This window comes from Cellulosimicrobium sp. AB352 (assembly GCF_049538415.1).
Classification (GTDB): Bacteria; Actinomycetota; Actinomycetes; order Actinomycetales; family Cellulomonadaceae; genus Cellulosimicrobium; species Cellulosimicrobium funkei.
Map to the genome: position 1 here is coordinate 95,600 of NZ_JBMVFX010000011.1, position 16,730 is coordinate 112,329.

The window sequence follows — 16,730 nt, forward strand, 5'->3', positions numbered from 1 at the left end:
ACGACGCCGCCACCGGCGGAGCACGTTTTCTACTGAGCGCGCGAGCCCGGCCAGGTACCCGGCGCGGCACGCCGAGGGGTCGTCGTCGGTGGCTGATCCCCCTGCGGCCACGGGGGCCGGAACACCCTGTCGAAACTACTCCGGCTCACCGCCCTGTCAAGCGGGAGCGATCAGACGAAGGTGTCGAACAGGGGCACTCCGGCCCGCACGGTCTGCAGGCACCGCGGTCGCGGCACGTCCGGCCCGAGCTCGGGCAGCAGCGGCTGCCCCGCGCGCGCGTCGGTGCTCCACGACGACGTCGTGCGGCCCAGCGCGCCCTGCACCACGAGGTGCTCGCCGCGCCACACCGCGAGGTGCGCGGGCGCCCCCACGCGCAGCTGCCCGGCGCCGGTGTGGTCGAGCCCGGCGATGCGCCACCCGCCGCGCGTGTGCGCACGGAACGCGGCACGGGCCGAGATCTGCTGGTCCGGGTCGACGTGCGACATCGCGGCGAGCACGCCCGCCCACGGGTCGATCCGCGTCACCGGCGCGTCCGACCCGAACGCCAGCGGCACGCCCGCACCCGCGAGGTCGGCGAAGGGGCTCAGGCCCTGCGCCCGCATCGCCCCCACGCGCGCGGCGTACATGCCGTCCGGGCCGCCCCACGCGGCGTCGAACGCGGGCTGGATGCTCAGGCTCACCCCGTACAGCAGGAGCGTGGCGAGCGCGGTCGCGTCGACGAACAGCGCGTGCTCGACCCGGTGCCACGCCGCGCGCACCGCGCCCTGCCCGTGCGCCTCGGCCGCGAGGCCTAGCCCGCGCACGAGCTCGTCCATCGCACGGTCCCCGATGACGTGGAACCCGCCCTGCGTGCCGGCCGCCGCGACCGCGGACAGGTGGTCCGCGATCTGCTCCGCCGTGAGATACAGGTTCCCGCGGTCGCCGCGGTCCGGCCCGTCCTGGTAGGGCAGCCGCATCGCCGCCGTGCGGGACCCGATCGACCCGTCGACGTTGAGGTCGCCCGCGATGCCCGCGAGGCCGGGCACGTCCGCGAGGAGCGCGCGGGCGTCGTCGGCCGTGGCGCACAGCTCGCCCCGGTACCCCACGACGTGCGGCAGGCCCGACGACGCGTCCGACGTGAGGGCGAGGATCTCCCGCAGCCCGGCGCGCGTGTCGATGTGCGGGGCGCTCATCTCGTGCACCGACACCACGCCCTGCTCGGCCGCGGCCCGCAGCGCCGTGCGGTACAGGTCCGTGCGCCGCGCCGGGGACACCGCCCGGGCGACGTCGCGCGCGACGTGGTGCGCCTCCCCCGCGACCCAGCCCGACTCGTCCCACCCGGGCCGCGTCTCGAGCGCGCAGCGGCGCGCGAGCGTCGTGGACACCACTGCGGAGTGCACGTCGACCCGCGCCGCGTACACCGCCCGGCCGCCCGCCGCGGCGTCGAGCTCCTCGCGCGTCGGGGGCCGCCCCTCGGGCCAGGACCGCTCGTCCCACCCGAACGCGAGCACGACGTCGTCCTCGTGCGCGCCGGCCGCGGCCTTCGCGACGGCGTCGAGCGCGGCCGCGAGCGACGTCACGCCGGCGCTCGCGGACAGGTCGACGCCGGCCAGGGCGAGCCCGACCTCGAGCAGGTGGACGTGGGCGTCGACGAACCCGGGGGCGACGAGCGCCCCGTCGAGGTCGATGACGCGGTCGGCGCGGGCGGCGAGCCCGTCGGCCGTGTCGTCGGCACCGATCCAGGCGATGACGCCGTCGTCGACGAGGAGCGCTTCCGCGAACGGGTCGGCCGGGGAGTGGATCACGCCGCCGCGGTACAGGGTTGAGGCCACAGTCCTTCACGATACCGCCACAACCCGTTGTGCTTCACCGCCCGGTGGCGGCGTCGGCGCAGGTCGGGGCGCGTGTCGTGCACGTCACGCCGGCCGGTCCCTGCGCCGACTCTCTGAGCCAGCCTCCGAGCCGACCCCGCGCCCCGGCGGACGGGGGTGCCGCCCGGGCGGGGGCGCTCAGACGCTGGAGTAGGCGACGACGCCGCGGCGCAGGCGGTCGATCGCCTGGCGTGCGGTGCGGCGGACCTCGGGGGTGGGGGCGGCGCCCGCGACCTGGTCGAGGACGTCGATGACCTGCTTGCACCAGCGCACGAAGTCGCCGGCCGCGATCTCGGAGCCGCGCAGCACGGCGTCGAGGCTGCGCCCGACGGCCCAGCGGTGCACGGCGGTGACGAGGCCCTCGTCGAGCGGCCCGGTCGCGTCGATGTCGTGCTCGTCCTCGAGGTCGTCGACCTCGGACCACACGCGCGTGGTGGCCTCGAGCGCGCGCGCCAGCCTGCCCTGGGGGCCGCCGGGGACGTCGGGCTCGCCGTGGTCCTCGCGGCGCCCGGCGTACACGCACGTGGACACGACGGCGGCGAGGGCGGGGGCGTCGAGGTCCTCCCACACGCCGCGGCGCAGGCACTCGGCCAGGAGCAGGTCGTTCTCGGCGTAGAGGCGGCGCAGCCACTGCCCGTCGGGAGTGACCTGCAGCCCGGTGCGCGCGGCCTCGCGGGCGGCGCGGCCGGTGGGCGGGCCGCCGGGGGTCTCCTCCTCGTCGAGGGCGTCCTCGAGCGGTGCGGCCGGGTCCTGAGCGGGCGCGGCGGGCGCGAGGTAGCCGAGCGTGACGAGGACGTCGCAGATGCGGTCGAAGACGCGCGCGATGGAGCCGGTGCGGCCCTCGACGCGCCGCACGAGCTGGTCGTGCTCCTTCTTCAGCCGCGCCCACCGCTCCGCCCAGCGGGCGTGGTCCTCCCGGTCGGGGCAGTCGTGGCACGGGTGGGCGCGCAGCTGGGCGCGCAGGCGCGCGAGCTGGGCGTCGTCGGCCGCGCCGGACCGGGCACGGGTGGTGCGGCCGGGGCGCGTGCCCGGCTCGTCGAGCGCGCCGAGCGCGTTGCGCAGGGTGGAGGCGAGGTCGCGCCGCTGGGCGGGCACGCGCGCGTTGAACGTCTTGGGGATGCGCACGCGCGCGACGGTGCGGATCCCGCCGGGCGCGTCGGCGACGGTGAGCTTCTTCACCTGGCGGTCCTGCGTGAGGACGGTGGGGCGCGGCCCGTCGAACCCGGCGCCCTCCCCCGGGTCGAGCACGACGACGTAGCCCGCGCGCCGCCCGGACGGCACCTCGACGACGTCCCCGGGCCGCAGCCGCTCGAACGCGGCGACGACCTCGGCGCGGCGCGACCGGCTCGCGGCGCGCGACAGGTCGCCCTCGCGCGCGGTGATGCGCCGCCGCAGCGCCGCGTACTCGGCGAAGTCGCCGCGGTCGCACGTCATCGCCTGCGCGTACCCGTCGAGGGCCTCGGCGTGCGCCTGCGCCTGCTTGGCCAGGCCGACGACGCCCCGGTCGGCCTGGAACTGCGCGAACGACGTCTCCAGGACCTCGCGCGCCCGGTCGCGCCCGACCTGCGCGACGAGGTTGACCGCCATGTTGTACGTGGGCCGGAAGCTCGAGCGCAGCGGGTACAGGCGCTTGGACGCCAGACCCGCGAGGTGCACCGGGTCCAGGCCGGCGTGGTCGACGACGACGGCGTGCCCCTCGACGTCGATGCCGCGCCGCCCGGCGCGCCCGGTGAGCTGGGTGTACTCCCCCGGGGTGACGTCGACGTGCGCGGTGCCGTCCCACTTGACGAGCTTCTCCAGCGCGACGGACCGGGCGGGCATGTTGATGCCGAGCGCGAGCGTCTCGGTGGCGAACACGACCTTGATGAGGCCGCGGCTGAACAGCTCCTCGACCGTCTCCTTGAACACGGGCAGCAGGCCCGCGTGGTGGGCCGCGATGCCGCGCGCGAGGGACTCCGTCCACGTCCAGTACCCGAGGACCTCCAGGTCCTCGGTGGGGATGGTCGCGGTGCGCTCCTCCGCGACGCGCCGGATCTCGGCCTCCTCCGCGGGCGACGTCAGACGCAGGCCTGCGGTGAGGCACTGCTGCACGGCGCCCTCGCACCCGGCGCGGGAGAAGATGAAGTAGATCGCGGGCAGCAGCCCGTCCGCGTCGAGCGCGTCCACGACGGCGAACCGGGCGGGGGTGCGCCGCCCGACGACGGACCGGTCCGGTCCCGGGCGACGCCCGCCGCGGCCCCGGTACCCGCGGTCGCCAGACCCCCGCCGTCCGCCCGTCCCGGGGCCGCCGGTGCGGGGCGCGGTGCGGAACGCGGCGAGCAGGTCGGGGTTGATGGGCGGGTTCACACCCGGGTCGGTGGGGTCCACCGTCCCGGCGTACAGGTCGAGCAGGTCCGCGCCGGGCGCGCGCCCGCCGCCCGCGTGCGCGACCCCGGCCGCGGGGTTCGCGGACGCGACGAGGACGTGCTGCCACAGCGGCACGGGCCGGCGCTCGCTGACGACGACGGTCGTGTCGCCGCGCACCATCTCCAGCCAGTCGCCGAACTCCTCCGCGTTGGACACGGTCGCGGACAGGGACACGAGCTGCACGTCGTCGGGCAGGTGGATGATCACCTCTTCCCACACGGGCCCGCGGAACCGGTCGGCGAGGTAGTGCACCTCGTCCATGACGACGTACGCGAGCCCGTCCAGGGTGCGCGACCCCGCGTAGAGCATGTTGCGCAGCACCTCGGTCGTCATGACGACGACGGGCGCCTCCCCGTTGATCGTCGTGTCACCGGTGAGCAGGCCCACGGAGTCGGCGCCGTGGCGGCGCACGAGGTCGGCGTACTTCTGGTTGGACAGCGCCTTGATGGGGGTGGTGTAGAACGCCTTGCGCCCGCTCGCGAGGGCGAGGTGGACCGCGAACTCGCCCACGACCGTCTTCCCGGCGCCCGTGGGCGCGGCGACGAGCACGCCGCGGCCCTCCTCGAGCGCCTCGCACGCGCGCACCTGGAAGTCGTCGAGGGGGAAGTCGAGCACCTGCCGGAAGTCCGCGAGCCGCGTGCGGGACGCCGCCTGGCGGGCCCGGGACGCGGCGTAGCGGGCGGCGGGCGATTCGTCGGCCGTCATGCCGTCAGCCTACGGTCCGCCGCCCACCTCGCCGGTCGAGAGCCCCCTGCTCAGCGGGTAGGGACGGCGGCGTCGAGCACGCGCAGCGCCCCGGGGACGACGTCGACGCGCAGCGGCAGCGGCCCGAGGTGCTCCCCGTCGGCGAACGCGTGCGGCGGCGCGGCGCCCGCGGCGGTCGGCTCCACCGTGACCGACGTCGCGCGCACGGTCCCGACCGCGCGGTGGGCGAGGTGGCGCCCCGCGTACATGCCGGGGAAGACGCGCGCGGCGCCCCACCGCCCGAGCGGGCCTGCGACGACGACGTCCAGCAGGCCGTCGTCGGGGGCGGCGTCGGGCGCGACGCGGACCCCGCCGCCGAAGCGGGGGCTGTTCGCGACGGCGACGAGCGCGCCCGGCGACTCCCACACGAACGCCCGCCCGTCCGGGCCGCCGGCCGCGTCGGGGTGCTGCGCGGCGTCGGGCGCGGGCAGCAGGGGCGCCCCGGCGAGGACGTCCGGCACGTCGTCGCCCGCGGGCACGCCGCGCACCGTGACGCGGTACCCGTAGGGCCGGTAGCGGGTGATCTCCGTCAGGGCGGAGCGCGCGTACCGGGACCGTCCACGTGGCCAGGTCGCGGCGTTGGCGTGCGCGTTCACCGCGGCGTCGATCCCGGCGGACAGCACGCCCGCGTACCAGCGCGCGGCGGGCACGTGCTCGCCCGCGACCCGGGCGGCGTCGACCACGCGCACGCGCGCCCCGGCGCTCGCGGCGGGCCCGAGCGCGCCCAGGAGGGCGTCGACGCAGCGGTCGGGGCGGCCGGTGGGCAGGTCGAGGGCGTGCGCGAAGTCGTTGCCGGTCCCCACGGCGACGACGCCGAGCGGCACGCCGGTGCCCGCGGTGGCGTTGACGCCGACGTGCACCATGCCGTCGCCGCCGACGACGACGAGCGCGTCCACGCCCGGTGTCGCGCCGGTGCCGCGGACGGCGGCGTCGGCGGACTCCTGGGCGAGGGGCAGGCTGGGGGCGCTGAGGTCGAGGACGTCGTGCCCGGCCGCGGTGAGCGCCTCGGCGGTGCGTGAGCCTGCGGTGCGGCCCCGCCCGCGCCCGGCCGTCGGGTTGACGACGAGCGCGACCGTGCTCACGCGCGGCCCCCGCGCCCGGTGGGGCGCGGTCGGGGCGGGGTGCTCACAGGGCGAGCCGTGCGGCGTCGCGCTGGTCGACGCGCCGGTCGTGCAGGACGGAGATCCCGTAGGCGAGGAAGTACAGGGCGCAGATGGGCAGCGCGACGCAGAACATGGTGAGCACGTCGGGCGTGGGCGTCATGATCGCGGCGAACAGGAACGAGATGAGCACGGCCCAGCGCCACCCGGCGAGCCACGTCGCGGCGCGCACCACGCCCATCGTGTTGAGCGCGACCATGATCACGGGCACGAGGAACGCGATGCCGAACGCGAGCATGAGGCGCATGACGAACCCGAGGTACATCTGGGCGTTGATGAGGTTCGCGCTGCCGTCGGGCACGAACTCGTTGAGGAGCGCGACCGCGCGCGGCAGCATGACCCACGCGAGCGCGACGCCGGCGAGGAACAGCGGGACGGCGGCGCCGATGAACCCGAACGCGTACCGCTTCTCCTTGGACGTCAGGCCGGGCGTGATGAACGCGAAGAGCTGGTACAGCCACCACGGGCTCGACAGCAGGACGCCGAGGAACAGGGAGACCTTGACCTTCATGTCGATGGCCGTGGCGACGCCCTCGAAGTTCAGGCCCGTCAGGACGTTACGGCGCTCGGCGGCGTCGACGAGCGGCTGCTGCAGCGCCTGCAGCACCGGCTCGTACACGATCCACCCGACGACGGCGCCCAAGACGATGCCGATCGCGGCGAGGAAGAGGCGCTTGCGAATCTCGACGAGATGCTCGCGCAGGGGCATGCGCCCCTCGGGGTCGCGGGGAGTGCGGGACACCGACTACGCCTTGGGGGTGTCGTCCTGCGTGGACGACGCCGTGCCCCCCGTCACGCTCGTCGCACCCGTGCCCGTCGCGCCGGTGGTGGTGCCGGTGCTCGTCGTCGCGGTGGTGCCCGACGGCGTCGTGGTCGTCGTCGTGTCGTCGTCCTCGCGCAGGTCCTTGACCTCCTTCTTGAAGATCTTCAGCGACTGGCCGACGGAGCGCGCCATGTCGGGGAGCCGCTTCGACCCGAAGAGCAGCAGGACCAGGAGGATGAGGACGACGATCGTCGCGGGGTGACGAAGGATGTTCACGGCGGGAACCTACTACCTACTCGTGGGTGGCCAGGGGCGACGTTGCTCTTCGCGCCATCATAGGTCACGGTCCTTGCGCCCCGAGGCGTCGCCCGAGCGCCGCGCACGGTCGCGACGGGCGCCCGTCAGGCGTTGAACCGCCGCCAGCGGGACCACACCTGCTCGTCGCGGCGACGCCGCTGCACGCGCCGCTCCTCGCGGTCTGCGCGGAGCACGTCCACCCGGGCGCGCAGCTCGACCGGGTCGTCGAACAGCGTGGGCGCGGTCGAGGGCTGCGCCTCCTGCTGGGCGCGCGCCAGCTCGTCCGCCCGCGCACCGAGGTCCGCCGCGACCTGCGACGCGCGCGACAGCTCGCGTCCCAGGCCCTTGACGGAGCGCCACAGGCGCCGCGCGAGGAAGAACGCGCCCACCAGGGTGCCCACCACGAGCACCGTCCACACCCAGAACCACATGCCGCCCACCCTAGTCAGCGGGCCGCTCGCCCGAGCGCCCGCCCCCCTCGTGCGGTGCCTCACCCGGCGCGTCGCCGGGCAGGTCGGCGTACGCGGCCAGGGCGGCGCTCGCGGCCTCGCGCACGTCCTGCGCGACGGCGGCCGGCTCGACGGCCAGGACGTGGCGGGCGCGCTCGGTGAGGAGCTGGCGCAGCCACACCGGGTTGGTGACGCGCAGCCGCACCTCGAACGCGCCGCCCGGCAGGTTGCGCACCGACTCCACGGGGACCTGCTCGGCCACGGCGCGCGCGGGGCTGGCGAACGTGATGGTCGCGAGGGGCGCGTCCCCGGTGGGCGTGAAGTCCACGTCGGGGTCGACGTCGTGCCCCTCGACGGCCTGGTCGAGCTCGGTCGCGGCCAGGATGCGGTCGACGCGGAACGTGCGCCGCCCGCGGGCCCGGTGGCACCACGCGAGCAGGTAGGCGTGCTCGTCCTGCGTGTGCAGGGACACAGGGTCGACCTCGCGCTCGGACTCCTCGTCCGCGGCGGTGACGTACCGGATGCGCAGCCGGTGGCCCGCGACGAGCGCGCTCGTGATGGCCGCGACCACGCGCGGGTCGCCCTCGGGTGCGAGCTGCACGTCGAGCGCCGCCGCGGCCTCCCCGGTCGCGTCGGTCAGCTTGCGCAGCACCGACTCCACGACGCCCGCACGCTCCGGGTCGGCCTGCACCGCCGCCGTCTCCCGCATCGCGCGCAGCGCCGCGATGAGCGCGACCGCCTCGCGCGTGCCGAGGCGCAGCGGGCGGGTCATGCCGCGGGCCTCGGTGAGGCGCACGACGCCGCGCTCGATCGAGTCCGCGTCGAAGTCGATGAGGTCGTCGGGCCAGTACCCGGGCGTGCCCGACACCCACAGGGCGTCGACGTCGTCCAGGACCTGGCGCTCGCTGACGCCGAAGTGCCGTGCGAGCTCGCCCACCGGCACCGGGCCCGCCCCGTCGAGGTACGCCACGATGCCCAGCAGGCGCACCAGCCGGTCGTCCGCGCGCTCAGCCACGCTCCACCTCCGCCTGTCCGGCGCCGTCGGCCGGGCCCGTCGCCAACGCCGCCGCGTCGCGCAGCCGCCGCACGACCGCCTCGCGCAGGTCCGGCGGGCCCAGCACCAGCACCGCGTCCCCGTACCCCACGACCTCGTCCGCCATCGCGTACCGCACGTCGTACGCCACCTCGATCACGTCGCGGCCCGCGCCGTCGCCCGCGCGCGCGTCCGGCACCGAGCCCACGACCGTACCGCGCGCCCGCAGCGCCCCCGCGCGCTCGGGCACCACCGCGAGGCGCGCCAGCCCGCCCGCGTCGCGCGTGCCCAGCGCCGCGTCCACGTCCACGTGCGCCGGCACCTCGAACGCGTCCCGCGGCCCCGACGCCCGCACCCGGCCCTCCACCCGGCTCAGCCGGTAGGACCGCGGCGCGCCCCGGTCCAGGTCCAGGCCCACCAGGTACCAGCCGCCGCGCCGCGCCGCGATGCGCCACGGCTGCACCCGGCGCGGCCGCACCTCGCCCGTGCTCGCCGCCCGGTACGTGAACGACACCACGCGCCGCGCCGAGATCGCGTCCATGAGCGTCGCGTACGCGTCCCCCACCGCCCGCACCCGTGGCGCCAGACCCGCCACGACGTCCATCGCGGTCTCCCCCGCACCGGCCGCCCGCAGCTTCGTCAGCGCCCGGGAGATGTCCGTCCGCAGCGTCTTGTCCTGCCAGAACTGCGCCGCCAGCGCCAGCACCCCGAGCTCCGCCGGCGTGAGGTCCACCGCCGGCAGCGCGTACGCGTCCTGGTCGATCCGGTACCCCACCTCGTCCGCGTGCCCGCCCGCGTCCACCGTGACGATCGGGATACCGAGGTCGCGCAACGTGTCCTTGTCCCGCTCGAACATCCGTTCGAACGCGTCGGGCGAGGGGGCGTCCCCGTACCCCGCCACGCTCGACCGGATCTGCTGCTTCGTCATCGACGCGTTCGTGTTCACCAACGCGATCACCAGGTTCAGCAGACGCGCCGCAGGGTTCGTCGACGAACCCCCCGACGACGACGCGACGGAGGGCGCGGAGGCAGCAGTGGGCTCGGACATCGGCACCACGCTAGTCGGTCGATAGGGTGTGCCGCGTGATCACGTGGCGGACCGCGACCGTGGTGTCGCACGCGAAGGCCTGGACCGGAGCCCAAGAGCTCGACGTCAAGCTCCACACACCCCTGCCCGGACGGCCCGACGACCCCCACGCCACCGTGCGCGCCCTCGCCTACACACAGCTCGTCGGCACCCCCCACCCCGGCGACCACGTCCTCCTCAACGTCTCCGCCCTCGCCCGCGGCCTCGGCACCGGCGGCTACGCCCTCGTCGTCGGCCCCGCCCAGCCCGCCACCCCCCTCCCGCCCGATCCCGCACCCGGACCCGGCCACCTCGTCAAGGCCCGCTACACCCCCCTGCAAGCCCTCGTCCTCGGCGTCGACGAGCAGGAGTCCCCCCACCACGACACCCTGCGCGACGCCGACGACCTCGCCCACACCCCCGTCGTCGTCGCCGACCTCCACTCCGCCCTGCCCGCCGTCGTCGCCGGCGCCCGCCACGCCGCGGCGCTCGCAGGCCGCCCCACCCCCCGCATCGCCTACGTCATGACCGACGGCGGCGCCCTGCCCGCCGCGTTCTCCCGCACCATCGCCACCCTGCGCGACACCGGCTGGATCGACACCTGCATCACCGTCGGCCAAGCCTTCGGCGGCGACCTCGAAGCCGTCACCGTCCACACCGGCCTCCTCGCCGCCCACCACGTCACCGGCGCCGACCTCGTCGTCGTCGCCCAAGGACCCGGCAACCTCGGCACCGGCACCCGCTGGGGCTTCTCCGGCGTCGCCGCCGGAGAAGCCCTCAACGCCGTCGCCACCCTCCGCGGCCGACCCGTCGCCTCCCTGCGCGTCTCCGGCGCCGACCCCCGCGACCGCCACCTCGGCATCTCCCACCACTCCCTCACCGCCTACGGCCGCGTCGCCCTCGCCCCCAGCGACCTCCCCCTGCCCGTCCCCGCCCCCGACATCGAGAACCTCCCCGGCTGGGGCCCCGACCTCACCGCCCGTATCACCCACCAGGCCCACGCGCTCGCCGCCCCCACCGGCCGCCACCACACCGTCCACGTCCCCGCCGGACCCGACCTCCTCCACGCCCTGCACGACACCCCCGTCCGCCTGTCCACCATGGGCCGCGGACTCGACACCGACCCCGCCGCCTTCCTCACCGCCGCCGTCGCCGGCGCCCACGCCGAGTCCCTCAGACCCGCATGACCACCACGCAGGGGGACCACGACCACCGCCGGCCCGGCCCGGCCCGCTTCACCGTCGTCACCGCCCTGGCGCTCGCGGCCGTCCTCGCCGCCGCGACCAGCGCCCCCTGGAGCTGGGACGCACCCGCCTGGCTCAGCAGCCTCGCCCGCGACCCCACCGGCCCACCGCCCGAGAACGTGCCCCAGGAAGCCGCCACCGCACCGCAACGGATCGAGATCCCCGTCGACGCGACCGGCATGTCCTTCGACACCTACCTCCTGTGGTTCCTCGGCGCCGTCGTCCTCGTGGTCCTCGTCGTCCTCGCACGCCGCCACCTCCCACGGCTCCTCGTCCGACGACGCCACCGCGACCTCCTCCTCGCCCCACCCGGCGACACCGCACACCTCGCGCAGGACCAGGTCGTCCCCGAGCTCCGCGACGCCGTCGACCGCGTCCGCGCCCACCTGAGCACCCCCGACGCCGACCCCCACGACGCCGTCGTCGCCGCCTGGGTCGCCCTCGAGCACGCCGCCGCCCGCGCCGGCACCCGACGCGACCCCGCCCAGACCCCCACCGAGTTCACCACCGCCGTCCTCGCCAGCACACCCGCCGACCCCCACGCCGTCGCCACCCTGCGCCGCCTCTACCACCGCGCACGCTTCGGCGAGAACCCCCTCGGCACCACCGACCTCGACGCCGCCCGCCACGCCCTCACCCGGATCGCGACCGACCTCGGCGCCCCACCCGACACCGCCGCCCGCACCGACCACCGAGCACGACCGTGAACCCCCGCGCCCGCTAGGCCCGCCTCCGCCCCACCGACCGGACCACCCTGCGCACCGCCGCCACCGTCGTCGGGCTCGGCATCCTCCTCACCACCCTCGGCGCCTCCCCCGCCCACACCCTCACCCTCACCGCCCTCGGCATCGCCGCCACCCTGCTCCGACACCGCACCGGCTACGCCGGCGACACCGTCTGGCCCCACCTCCCCACCCTCCGACGCGACGGCAACCGACGCGACGTCTCCGACCTCGGCTGGTCCGTCCTCGGACGCGACGGACGCGTCACCCCCTCCGCAGCACGCCGCATGCGCCACCTCACCGACCAGACCCTCCACCGCCACGGCACCGGACCCCTCCACGACCCCACGGCAGCACCCGACATCGCCCGCCTCCTCGGCCCCCGCGTCGCCCGCACCACCCACGACCTCACCACCACCGGACGCCTCCCCACCCCCGCCGAGCTGCGCGCCTGGCTCACCGCCCTCGACCGCCTCCCCACCACCCCGGACCGCCCCGACGAAGGGACACCCCGATGACCCCCCACCCCGGCACCACGCCGCCCGCGACCCTCGACGTCCCCACCGTCGCCGCGCACGGCCACGCCGTCCTCGACGAGGTCGCCACCGCCGTCGTCTGAGCCCGCGAACCCCTCACCTTGGCGCTCGCGGCCGTCCTCGCCGGGGGCCACGTCCTGTTCGAGGACGTGCCGGGGCTCGGCAAGACCCTCGCCGCACGCAGCCTCGCGCGCGCCCTCGGTCTCGACTTCACGCGCCTGCAGTGCACGCCCGACCTGCTGCCCTCGGACGTCACCGGCTCCTCCGTGTACGACCCCGGGACCCGGACCTTCGAGTTCCGGCCCGGGCCCGTGTTCACCGGGCTCCTGCTCGCCGACGAGATCAACCGCACCGCGCCCAAGACCCAGTCCGCGCTGCTCGAGTCCATGGCCGAGCGCCAGGTCACCGTCGAGGGCACCACCTACCCGCTGCCCCGGCCCTTCCACGTCGTCGCGACGTCGAACCCCGTCGAGCACGAGGGCACCTACCCGCTCCCGGAGGCCCAGCTCGACCGCTTCATGGTCCGGCTGTCCGTCGGGTACCCGGGCCGCGACGAGGAGCGCGAGGTCCTCGCCCGCCGCATCGCACGCCGGCACGACGACCCCGTCGTGCGCCAGGTCGTCGACCGCGACACCGTCCTCGCCATGCAGGCCGCCGTCGAGCAGGTCGACGTCCACCCCGACGTCCTCGCCTACTGCGTCGACCTCGCCGCCGCGACCCGCACCCACCGCGACCTCGAGGTCGGCGCGTCGCCCCGCGGCTCCCAGAACCTCGCGCTCCTCGCGCGCGGCGTCGCCGTGCTCGACGGGCGCGACGTCGTGCTCCCCGAGGACGTCAAGCGCGTCGCCGTCCCCGTCCTCGCGCACCGCCTCACCCTCACGCCCGGTGCCTGGGCCGCCGACCTGCGCCCCGAGGCGCTCGTCGACGACCTCCTGCGCACCGTCCCCGGACCCGCCACCGTCGGCCGGGCCGCATGACCGCCCCCGGGACGCCGGACCCCGACGCGCCGCCGCCCTGGCGCACCACCGTCCACCTCGGTACCGGCCTCCTCCTGGGCACCACGCTCCTCGCGCTCGGCGTCCTCGTGCGCCGACCCGACGTGGCGCTCCTCGGCGTCGCGCCCCTCCTCGCCGCGGTCTGGGGCTGGACCCACCGGCCGCGACGGCCCGTCACGCTCCGCGTCGCCCTCGACCCCGCCGCGGCTCCCGGGACCGTCACCGCGCGCACGCACGCCCACGTCCCTCCGGGCGTCGAGCTGCTGCGCCTGCGCGGCGTCGCCCCCGGCGGCCTCGTCACCGAACGCCTCGTCGACGTCACCCGCGGCTCGCGCGACCTCGCCTGGCACGCCCCGTCGGTCCGCACCGGCCCGACCGACACCCTGCGCGTCGACCTCGCCGCCTACGGGCCCGACGGCGTCGAGGAGCAGCCTCCGCACGTCGCCGCCGGGCCGCGGCGCCTCGTGCTGCCCCGCGCCACGCCGCTCGGCCGCACGCCCCTGTCCTCCCGCCTGCGCGGGCTCTCCGGTCCCCGCACCTCCCGCCGGCCCGGAGACGGCACCGAGCTCCGCGACGTCGACGCGTACCGCCCCGGTGACCGTCTGCGCCGCATCGACTGGCGCGCCACGGCCCGTCGCGCACCCGACCTCGACACCCTGCACGTCCGCCGCACCTACGGCACCGCCGAGGCCACCGTCGTCCTCGTCGTCGACTCCCGGGACGACGTCGCCCCCGACCTCGCCACCTGGAACGGCGTCGGCGAGCAGCGCCCCGACGAGCCCACGTCCCTCGACCTGGCGCGGCACGCCGCCGCGTCCGTCGCGCACGCCGTCCTCGCCGACGGCGACCGCGTCGCCCTGGACGACCTCGGTCGCCTCGCCCCGCCCGTCCGCCCCGGCGGCGGACGGCGCCACCTGCGCCGCATCCTCCACGGGCTCGCCCTGGCCCGGCCCGTCGGCGACCCCACCGCGCGCCACCGACCGCCCCAGGTCCCGGCCGGCGCCGCCGTCTACCTCTTCTCCACCCTCCTCGACGACGAGGCGCCCCGCCTCGCCCACCAGTGGCACGACACGGGCCACGTGGTCGTCGTCGTCGACGTCCTCCCGCCCGTCAGCGTCGCCGACGTCGACGAGCACGTCGCCGTCGCCTGGCGCATCACCCGCCACGAGCGCGAGGCCCGCATCCACGAGCTGCGCCGCCGGGGCGTCACCGTCGTCCGCTGGTACGACGGCACCCCCGACGCCGACGGCGCCCGCGGCGCGCTCGAGCTCGCCGCACGACGCCTCGACCGGCACCCCGCGGGCGCGACCCCGGGCGGTCGGCCATGAGGATGCCCGCACGCCGCGAGACCGTCACCGCCGGGCCGCCGCCCCGGCTCGTCGTCGAGACGGGCCCCACGTTCCCCGCGTGGACGGCGCGCGCCGCCCTGCTCCTCCTCGCGACCGGGTTCGGGGCCGCCGCCCTCCAGACGACCGGGCTCGCCCCGTCCTTCGTGTGGGGCGTCGCCGTCGGCCTCGGCATCGTCACCGCGTACCTCCCTGCCCCGCCCGTGCCCCACCTCCTCGTCCTCGTCGGCGGCGTCGTGCTCCTCGTGGACGGCACCGCGCCCTTCGACCCCGCCGTCCTCGCCCTCCTCCCGCTCGGGCACCTCGTGCTCCGCGCCGCATGGTGGAGCGATCACGTACCGCCCGGAGCGCGCGCCGAGCTGCGCGCCCTCGCACCCGACCTGCGCCGCGTCGTCGTGCTCCAGGCCGCGCTGCTCGTCGTCGCGCTCGCCGTGCGGTCGGTCGCGCTGGCCGACGTCTCGTCCGCGGTCGCGGCGGCGCTCGGTGGCCTCGCCGTGCTCGGCGTCGTCCTGCTCGTGCGGCCGCGGGACTGAGCACTCGTCCTGCGAGGACCGCGCCCCGGCACCACGATGGACGCAGACGGCACCCGCCGTCGTCCCGCCGCCGTCCCGGCGCGCGTCACCGACCCCGAGGAGGCAACCCATGGCTGCTCGTTCCGACCTGCCGAAGTACACGGTCCCGTCGCTCACCCCTGAGGAAGGGGCCCAGGTCGCCGGGATCCTCCAGGAGCGGCTGCACGCGCTCAACGACCTGCAGCTCACGCTCAAGCACATCCACTGGAACGTCGTCGGCCCGCACTTCATCGCGGTCCACGAGATGATCGACCCCCAGGTCGACGCCGTCCGCGCGATGGTCGACGCGACCGCCGAGCGCATCGCGACCCTCGGCGTCTCCCCGCAGGGCACGCCCGGCGCGCTCGTCGCCGCCCGCACCTGGGAGGACTACTCCCTGGGTCGCGCCTCGACGATCGCGCACCTCGGCGCCCTCGACGAGGTGTACGTCGGCGTCATCACGGACCACCGCGAGGCAGCGGCCGCGACCGAGGAGCTCGACGACGTCACCAACGACCTGCTCATCGGGCACCTGCACGACCTCGAGCTCTTCCACTGGTTCGTCCGCGCGCACCTCGAGTCGACGGGCGGCGACCTCTCCACCGAGGGTGCGCGCACCGAGGCCGGCGCCGCGCGCAAGGCCGAGGAGGCGGCGGCCGGTCAGCCCTGACCCCGCTCCCCCTCCACCGCCGTCGCCCCGACGGCGACCGGGCCCCGCCACGCGAGTCGTGGCGGGGCCCTCGCTTTTCTGGGCTTGTGGGTGAGGTGTTCGCGTGGGGCGCGGGTGGTGTTGATGTGCTTGGCACACTATTTATTTCCAGAGGAGCGTAAGGTCGCGGCATGACCGATCCGCACGCCGCACCGCCGCCCGTCCGCCAGCTCCGGCTCGTCGTCGAGGCGGAGGACTATGACGCCGCCCTCGCGTTCTACCGCGACGTCCTGGGCCTCCCCCAGCAGATCGCCTACGCGGACGGCGAGGACGACCGGGTGGCGATCCTCGACGTCGGGCGCGCGACGCTCGAGATCGCCTCCCCCGGGCACGTGCGGGCGATCGACGACCTGGAGGTCGGGCGTCGCGTCGCGGGGCACCTCCGCGTCGCGCTCGAGGTGGACGACGCCGGGGGCGCGACCGACCGGGCCGTCGCCGCCGGGGCGTCGCTCGTCGCCCCGCCGACGCGCACGCCCTGGGGGTCGCTCAACTCACGCCTCGACGCCCCCGCCGGCCTCCACCTCACGCTGTTCCAGGAGCTCGGCGGCGAGGAGGGCGTCCCGCCCGGCGTCGTCGCCGAGACCGGGCCCGGCGACGATCCCGCTCCCCGCCGGGGCTGACGCCTCGACCCACGCCCGCCGGACCTGCTCGAAGCGCGTCGGGAGCGGCGCCCGCACGGCCCCGTAGCGCGCGTTCGTGCGGTGGACGAACCGCCGCCACGACAGCACGAGGCCCTGCTTCGTGATGGGCAGGCCGCTGGACACCGTGACGCCGTTGTCGTGCGTGTGGTGGACCGTGAGCAGCAGCGCGCGCGGCACCGACCCCTCGAGGTCCGCCGCGAGCACCTCCCGCACCGCCA

15 protein-coding genes and 1 pseudogene are annotated in these 16,730 nt (G+C 76.4%); 8 read left to right on the forward strand and 8 right to left on the reverse strand.

Features of this window, described 5'->3' with window-relative positions; all coding sequences use genetic code 11:
• Positions 1–170 precede the first annotated feature (170 nt).
• The 8 genes from ACPCUX_RS10060 to ACPCUX_RS10095 form a co-directional block, all read right to left on the reverse strand.
• Positions 171–1,811 carry an amidohydrolase gene (locus ACPCUX_RS10060; RefSeq protein ID WP_423388662.1) on the reverse strand — a complete coding sequence of 547 codons (1,641 nt, stop codon included), beginning with the start codon at positions 1,809–1,811 and terminating at the stop codon, positions 171–173.
• Positions 1,812–1,988: 177 nt separating this feature from the next.
• Complete coding sequence (locus tag ACPCUX_RS10065) at positions 1,989–4,961, reverse strand: DEAD/DEAH box helicase (RefSeq protein ID WP_423388663.1); 2,973 nt, start codon at positions 4,959–4,961, stop codon at positions 1,989–1,991.
• A gap of 50 nt (positions 4,962–5,011) precedes the next feature.
• A complete protein-coding gene (locus ACPCUX_RS10070; RefSeq protein ID WP_423388664.1) occupies positions 5,012–6,082 on the reverse strand; it encodes a diacylglycerol/lipid kinase family protein in 1,071 nt (356 codons plus the stop codon).
• A gap of 43 nt (positions 6,083–6,125) precedes the next feature.
• Entirely contained in the window at positions 6,126–6,869 is a 744-nt protein-coding gene (gene tatC, locus ACPCUX_RS10075; RefSeq protein WP_043660075.1) for a twin-arginine translocase subunit TatC, read from the reverse strand.
• A gap of 36 nt (positions 6,870–6,905) precedes the next feature.
• Positions 6,906–7,199, reverse strand: coding sequence for a Sec-independent protein translocase subunit TatA (gene tatA, locus ACPCUX_RS10080; protein WP_043660072.1), 294 nt, complete (start codon positions 7,197–7,199; stop codon positions 6,906–6,908).
• Between the two features lie 125 nt (positions 7,200–7,324).
• Entirely contained in the window at positions 7,325–7,651 is a 327-nt protein-coding gene (locus tag ACPCUX_RS10085; protein WP_034651635.1) for a hypothetical protein, read from the reverse strand.
• A 10-nt stretch (positions 7,652–7,661) separates the two neighbouring features.
• Entirely contained in the window at positions 7,662–8,684 is a 1,023-nt protein-coding gene (locus tag ACPCUX_RS10090; RefSeq protein ID WP_423388665.1) for a helix-turn-helix transcriptional regulator, read from the reverse strand.
• Positions 8,677–9,630, reverse strand: a complete 954-nt coding sequence (locus ACPCUX_RS10095; protein ID WP_249355895.1) for a helix-turn-helix transcriptional regulator — start codon at positions 9,628–9,630, stop codon at positions 8,677–8,679. Before ACPCUX_RS10095 ends, ACPCUX_RS10090 begins: the two co-directional genes overlap by 8 nt.
• A gap of 155 nt (positions 9,631–9,785) precedes the next feature.
• Here ACPCUX_RS10095 and ACPCUX_RS10100 point away from each other — a divergent pair, with 155 nt between their 5' ends.
• The 8 genes and pseudogenes from ACPCUX_RS10100 to ACPCUX_RS10135 all read left to right on the forward strand — a co-directional run bounded on the left by ACPCUX_RS10100 (position 9,786) and on the right by ACPCUX_RS10135 (position 16,491).
• Positions 9,786–10,955, forward strand: coding sequence for a DUF3866 family protein (locus ACPCUX_RS10100; RefSeq protein ID WP_415298771.1), 1,170 nt, complete (start codon positions 9,786–9,788; stop codon positions 10,953–10,955).
• Complete coding sequence (locus ACPCUX_RS10105) at positions 10,952–11,719, forward strand: DUF4129 domain-containing protein (RefSeq protein ID WP_415298773.1); 768 nt, start codon at positions 10,952–10,954, stop codon at positions 11,717–11,719. Before ACPCUX_RS10100 ends, ACPCUX_RS10105 begins: the two co-directional genes overlap by 4 nt.
• A gap of 302 nt (positions 11,720–12,021) precedes the next feature.
• On the forward strand, positions 12,022–12,252 hold the full coding sequence (locus ACPCUX_RS10110; RefSeq protein ID WP_423388666.1) for a hypothetical protein: 231 nt from the start codon (positions 12,022–12,024) through the stop codon (positions 12,250–12,252).
• Positions 12,249–13,247: pseudogene (locus ACPCUX_RS10115) on the forward strand (AAA family ATPase). Before ACPCUX_RS10110 ends, ACPCUX_RS10115 begins: the two are co-directional and overlap by 4 nt.
• Entirely contained in the window at positions 13,244–14,593 is a 1,350-nt protein-coding gene (locus tag ACPCUX_RS10120) for a DUF58 domain-containing protein (protein ID WP_423388667.1), read from the forward strand. Before ACPCUX_RS10115 ends, ACPCUX_RS10120 begins: the two are co-directional and overlap by 4 nt.
• Positions 14,590–15,144, forward strand: a complete 555-nt coding sequence (locus ACPCUX_RS10125; protein WP_170963628.1) for a hypothetical protein — start codon at positions 14,590–14,592, stop codon at positions 15,142–15,144. The genes ACPCUX_RS10120 and ACPCUX_RS10125 overlap by 4 nt, the downstream gene beginning before the upstream one ends.
• Before the next feature lie 109 nt (positions 15,145–15,253).
• Positions 15,254–15,832 (forward strand): Dps family protein, encoded by a 579-nt coding sequence (locus ACPCUX_RS10130; RefSeq protein WP_043654965.1) that lies wholly within the window; start codon positions 15,254–15,256, stop codon positions 15,830–15,832.
• 170 nt (positions 15,833–16,002) lie between these two features.
• Entirely contained in the window at positions 16,003–16,491 is a 489-nt protein-coding gene (locus ACPCUX_RS10135; protein ID WP_081600015.1) for a VOC family protein, read from the forward strand.
• Positions 16,492–16,730 lie beyond the last annotated feature (239 nt).

Excerpts from the sequence above, each read along its gene's own strand:
- ACPCUX_RS10105 (WP_415298773.1), top strand. The coding sequence starts at position 10,952 with ATGACCACCACGCAGGGGGACCACGACCACCGCCGGCCCGGCCCGGCC.
- ACPCUX_RS10135 (WP_081600015.1), top strand. The coding sequence starts at position 16,003 with ATGACCGATCCGCACGCCGCACCGCCGCCCGTCCGCCAGCTCCGGCTC.
- ACPCUX_RS10130 (WP_043654965.1), top strand. The coding sequence starts at position 15,254 with ATGGCTGCTCGTTCCGACCTGCCGAAGTACACGGTCCCGTCGCTCACC.
- tatC (WP_043660075.1), bottom strand. The coding sequence starts at position 6,869 with ATGCCCCTGCGCGAGCATCTCGTCGAGATTCGCAAGCGCCTCTTCCTC.
- ACPCUX_RS10125 (WP_170963628.1), top strand. The coding sequence starts at position 14,590 with ATGAGGATGCCCGCACGCCGCGAGACCGTCACCGCCGGGCCGCCGCCC.
- ACPCUX_RS10065 (WP_423388663.1), bottom strand. The coding sequence starts at position 4,961 with ATGACGGCCGACGAATCGCCCGCCGCCCGCTACGCCGCGTCCCGGGCC.
- ACPCUX_RS10095 (WP_249355895.1), bottom strand. The coding sequence starts at position 9,630 with ATGACGAAGCAGCAGATCCGGTCGAGCGTGGCGGGGTACGGGGACGCC.
- ACPCUX_RS10085 (WP_034651635.1), bottom strand. The coding sequence starts at position 7,651 with ATGTGGTTCTGGGTGTGGACGGTGCTCGTGGTGGGCACCCTGGTGGGC.
- ACPCUX_RS10110 (WP_423388666.1), top strand. The coding sequence starts at position 12,022 with ATGCGCCACCTCACCGACCAGACCCTCCACCGCCACGGCACCGGACCC.
- ACPCUX_RS10120 (WP_423388667.1), top strand. The coding sequence starts at position 13,244 with ATGACCGCCCCCGGGACGCCGGACCCCGACGCGCCGCCGCCCTGGCGC.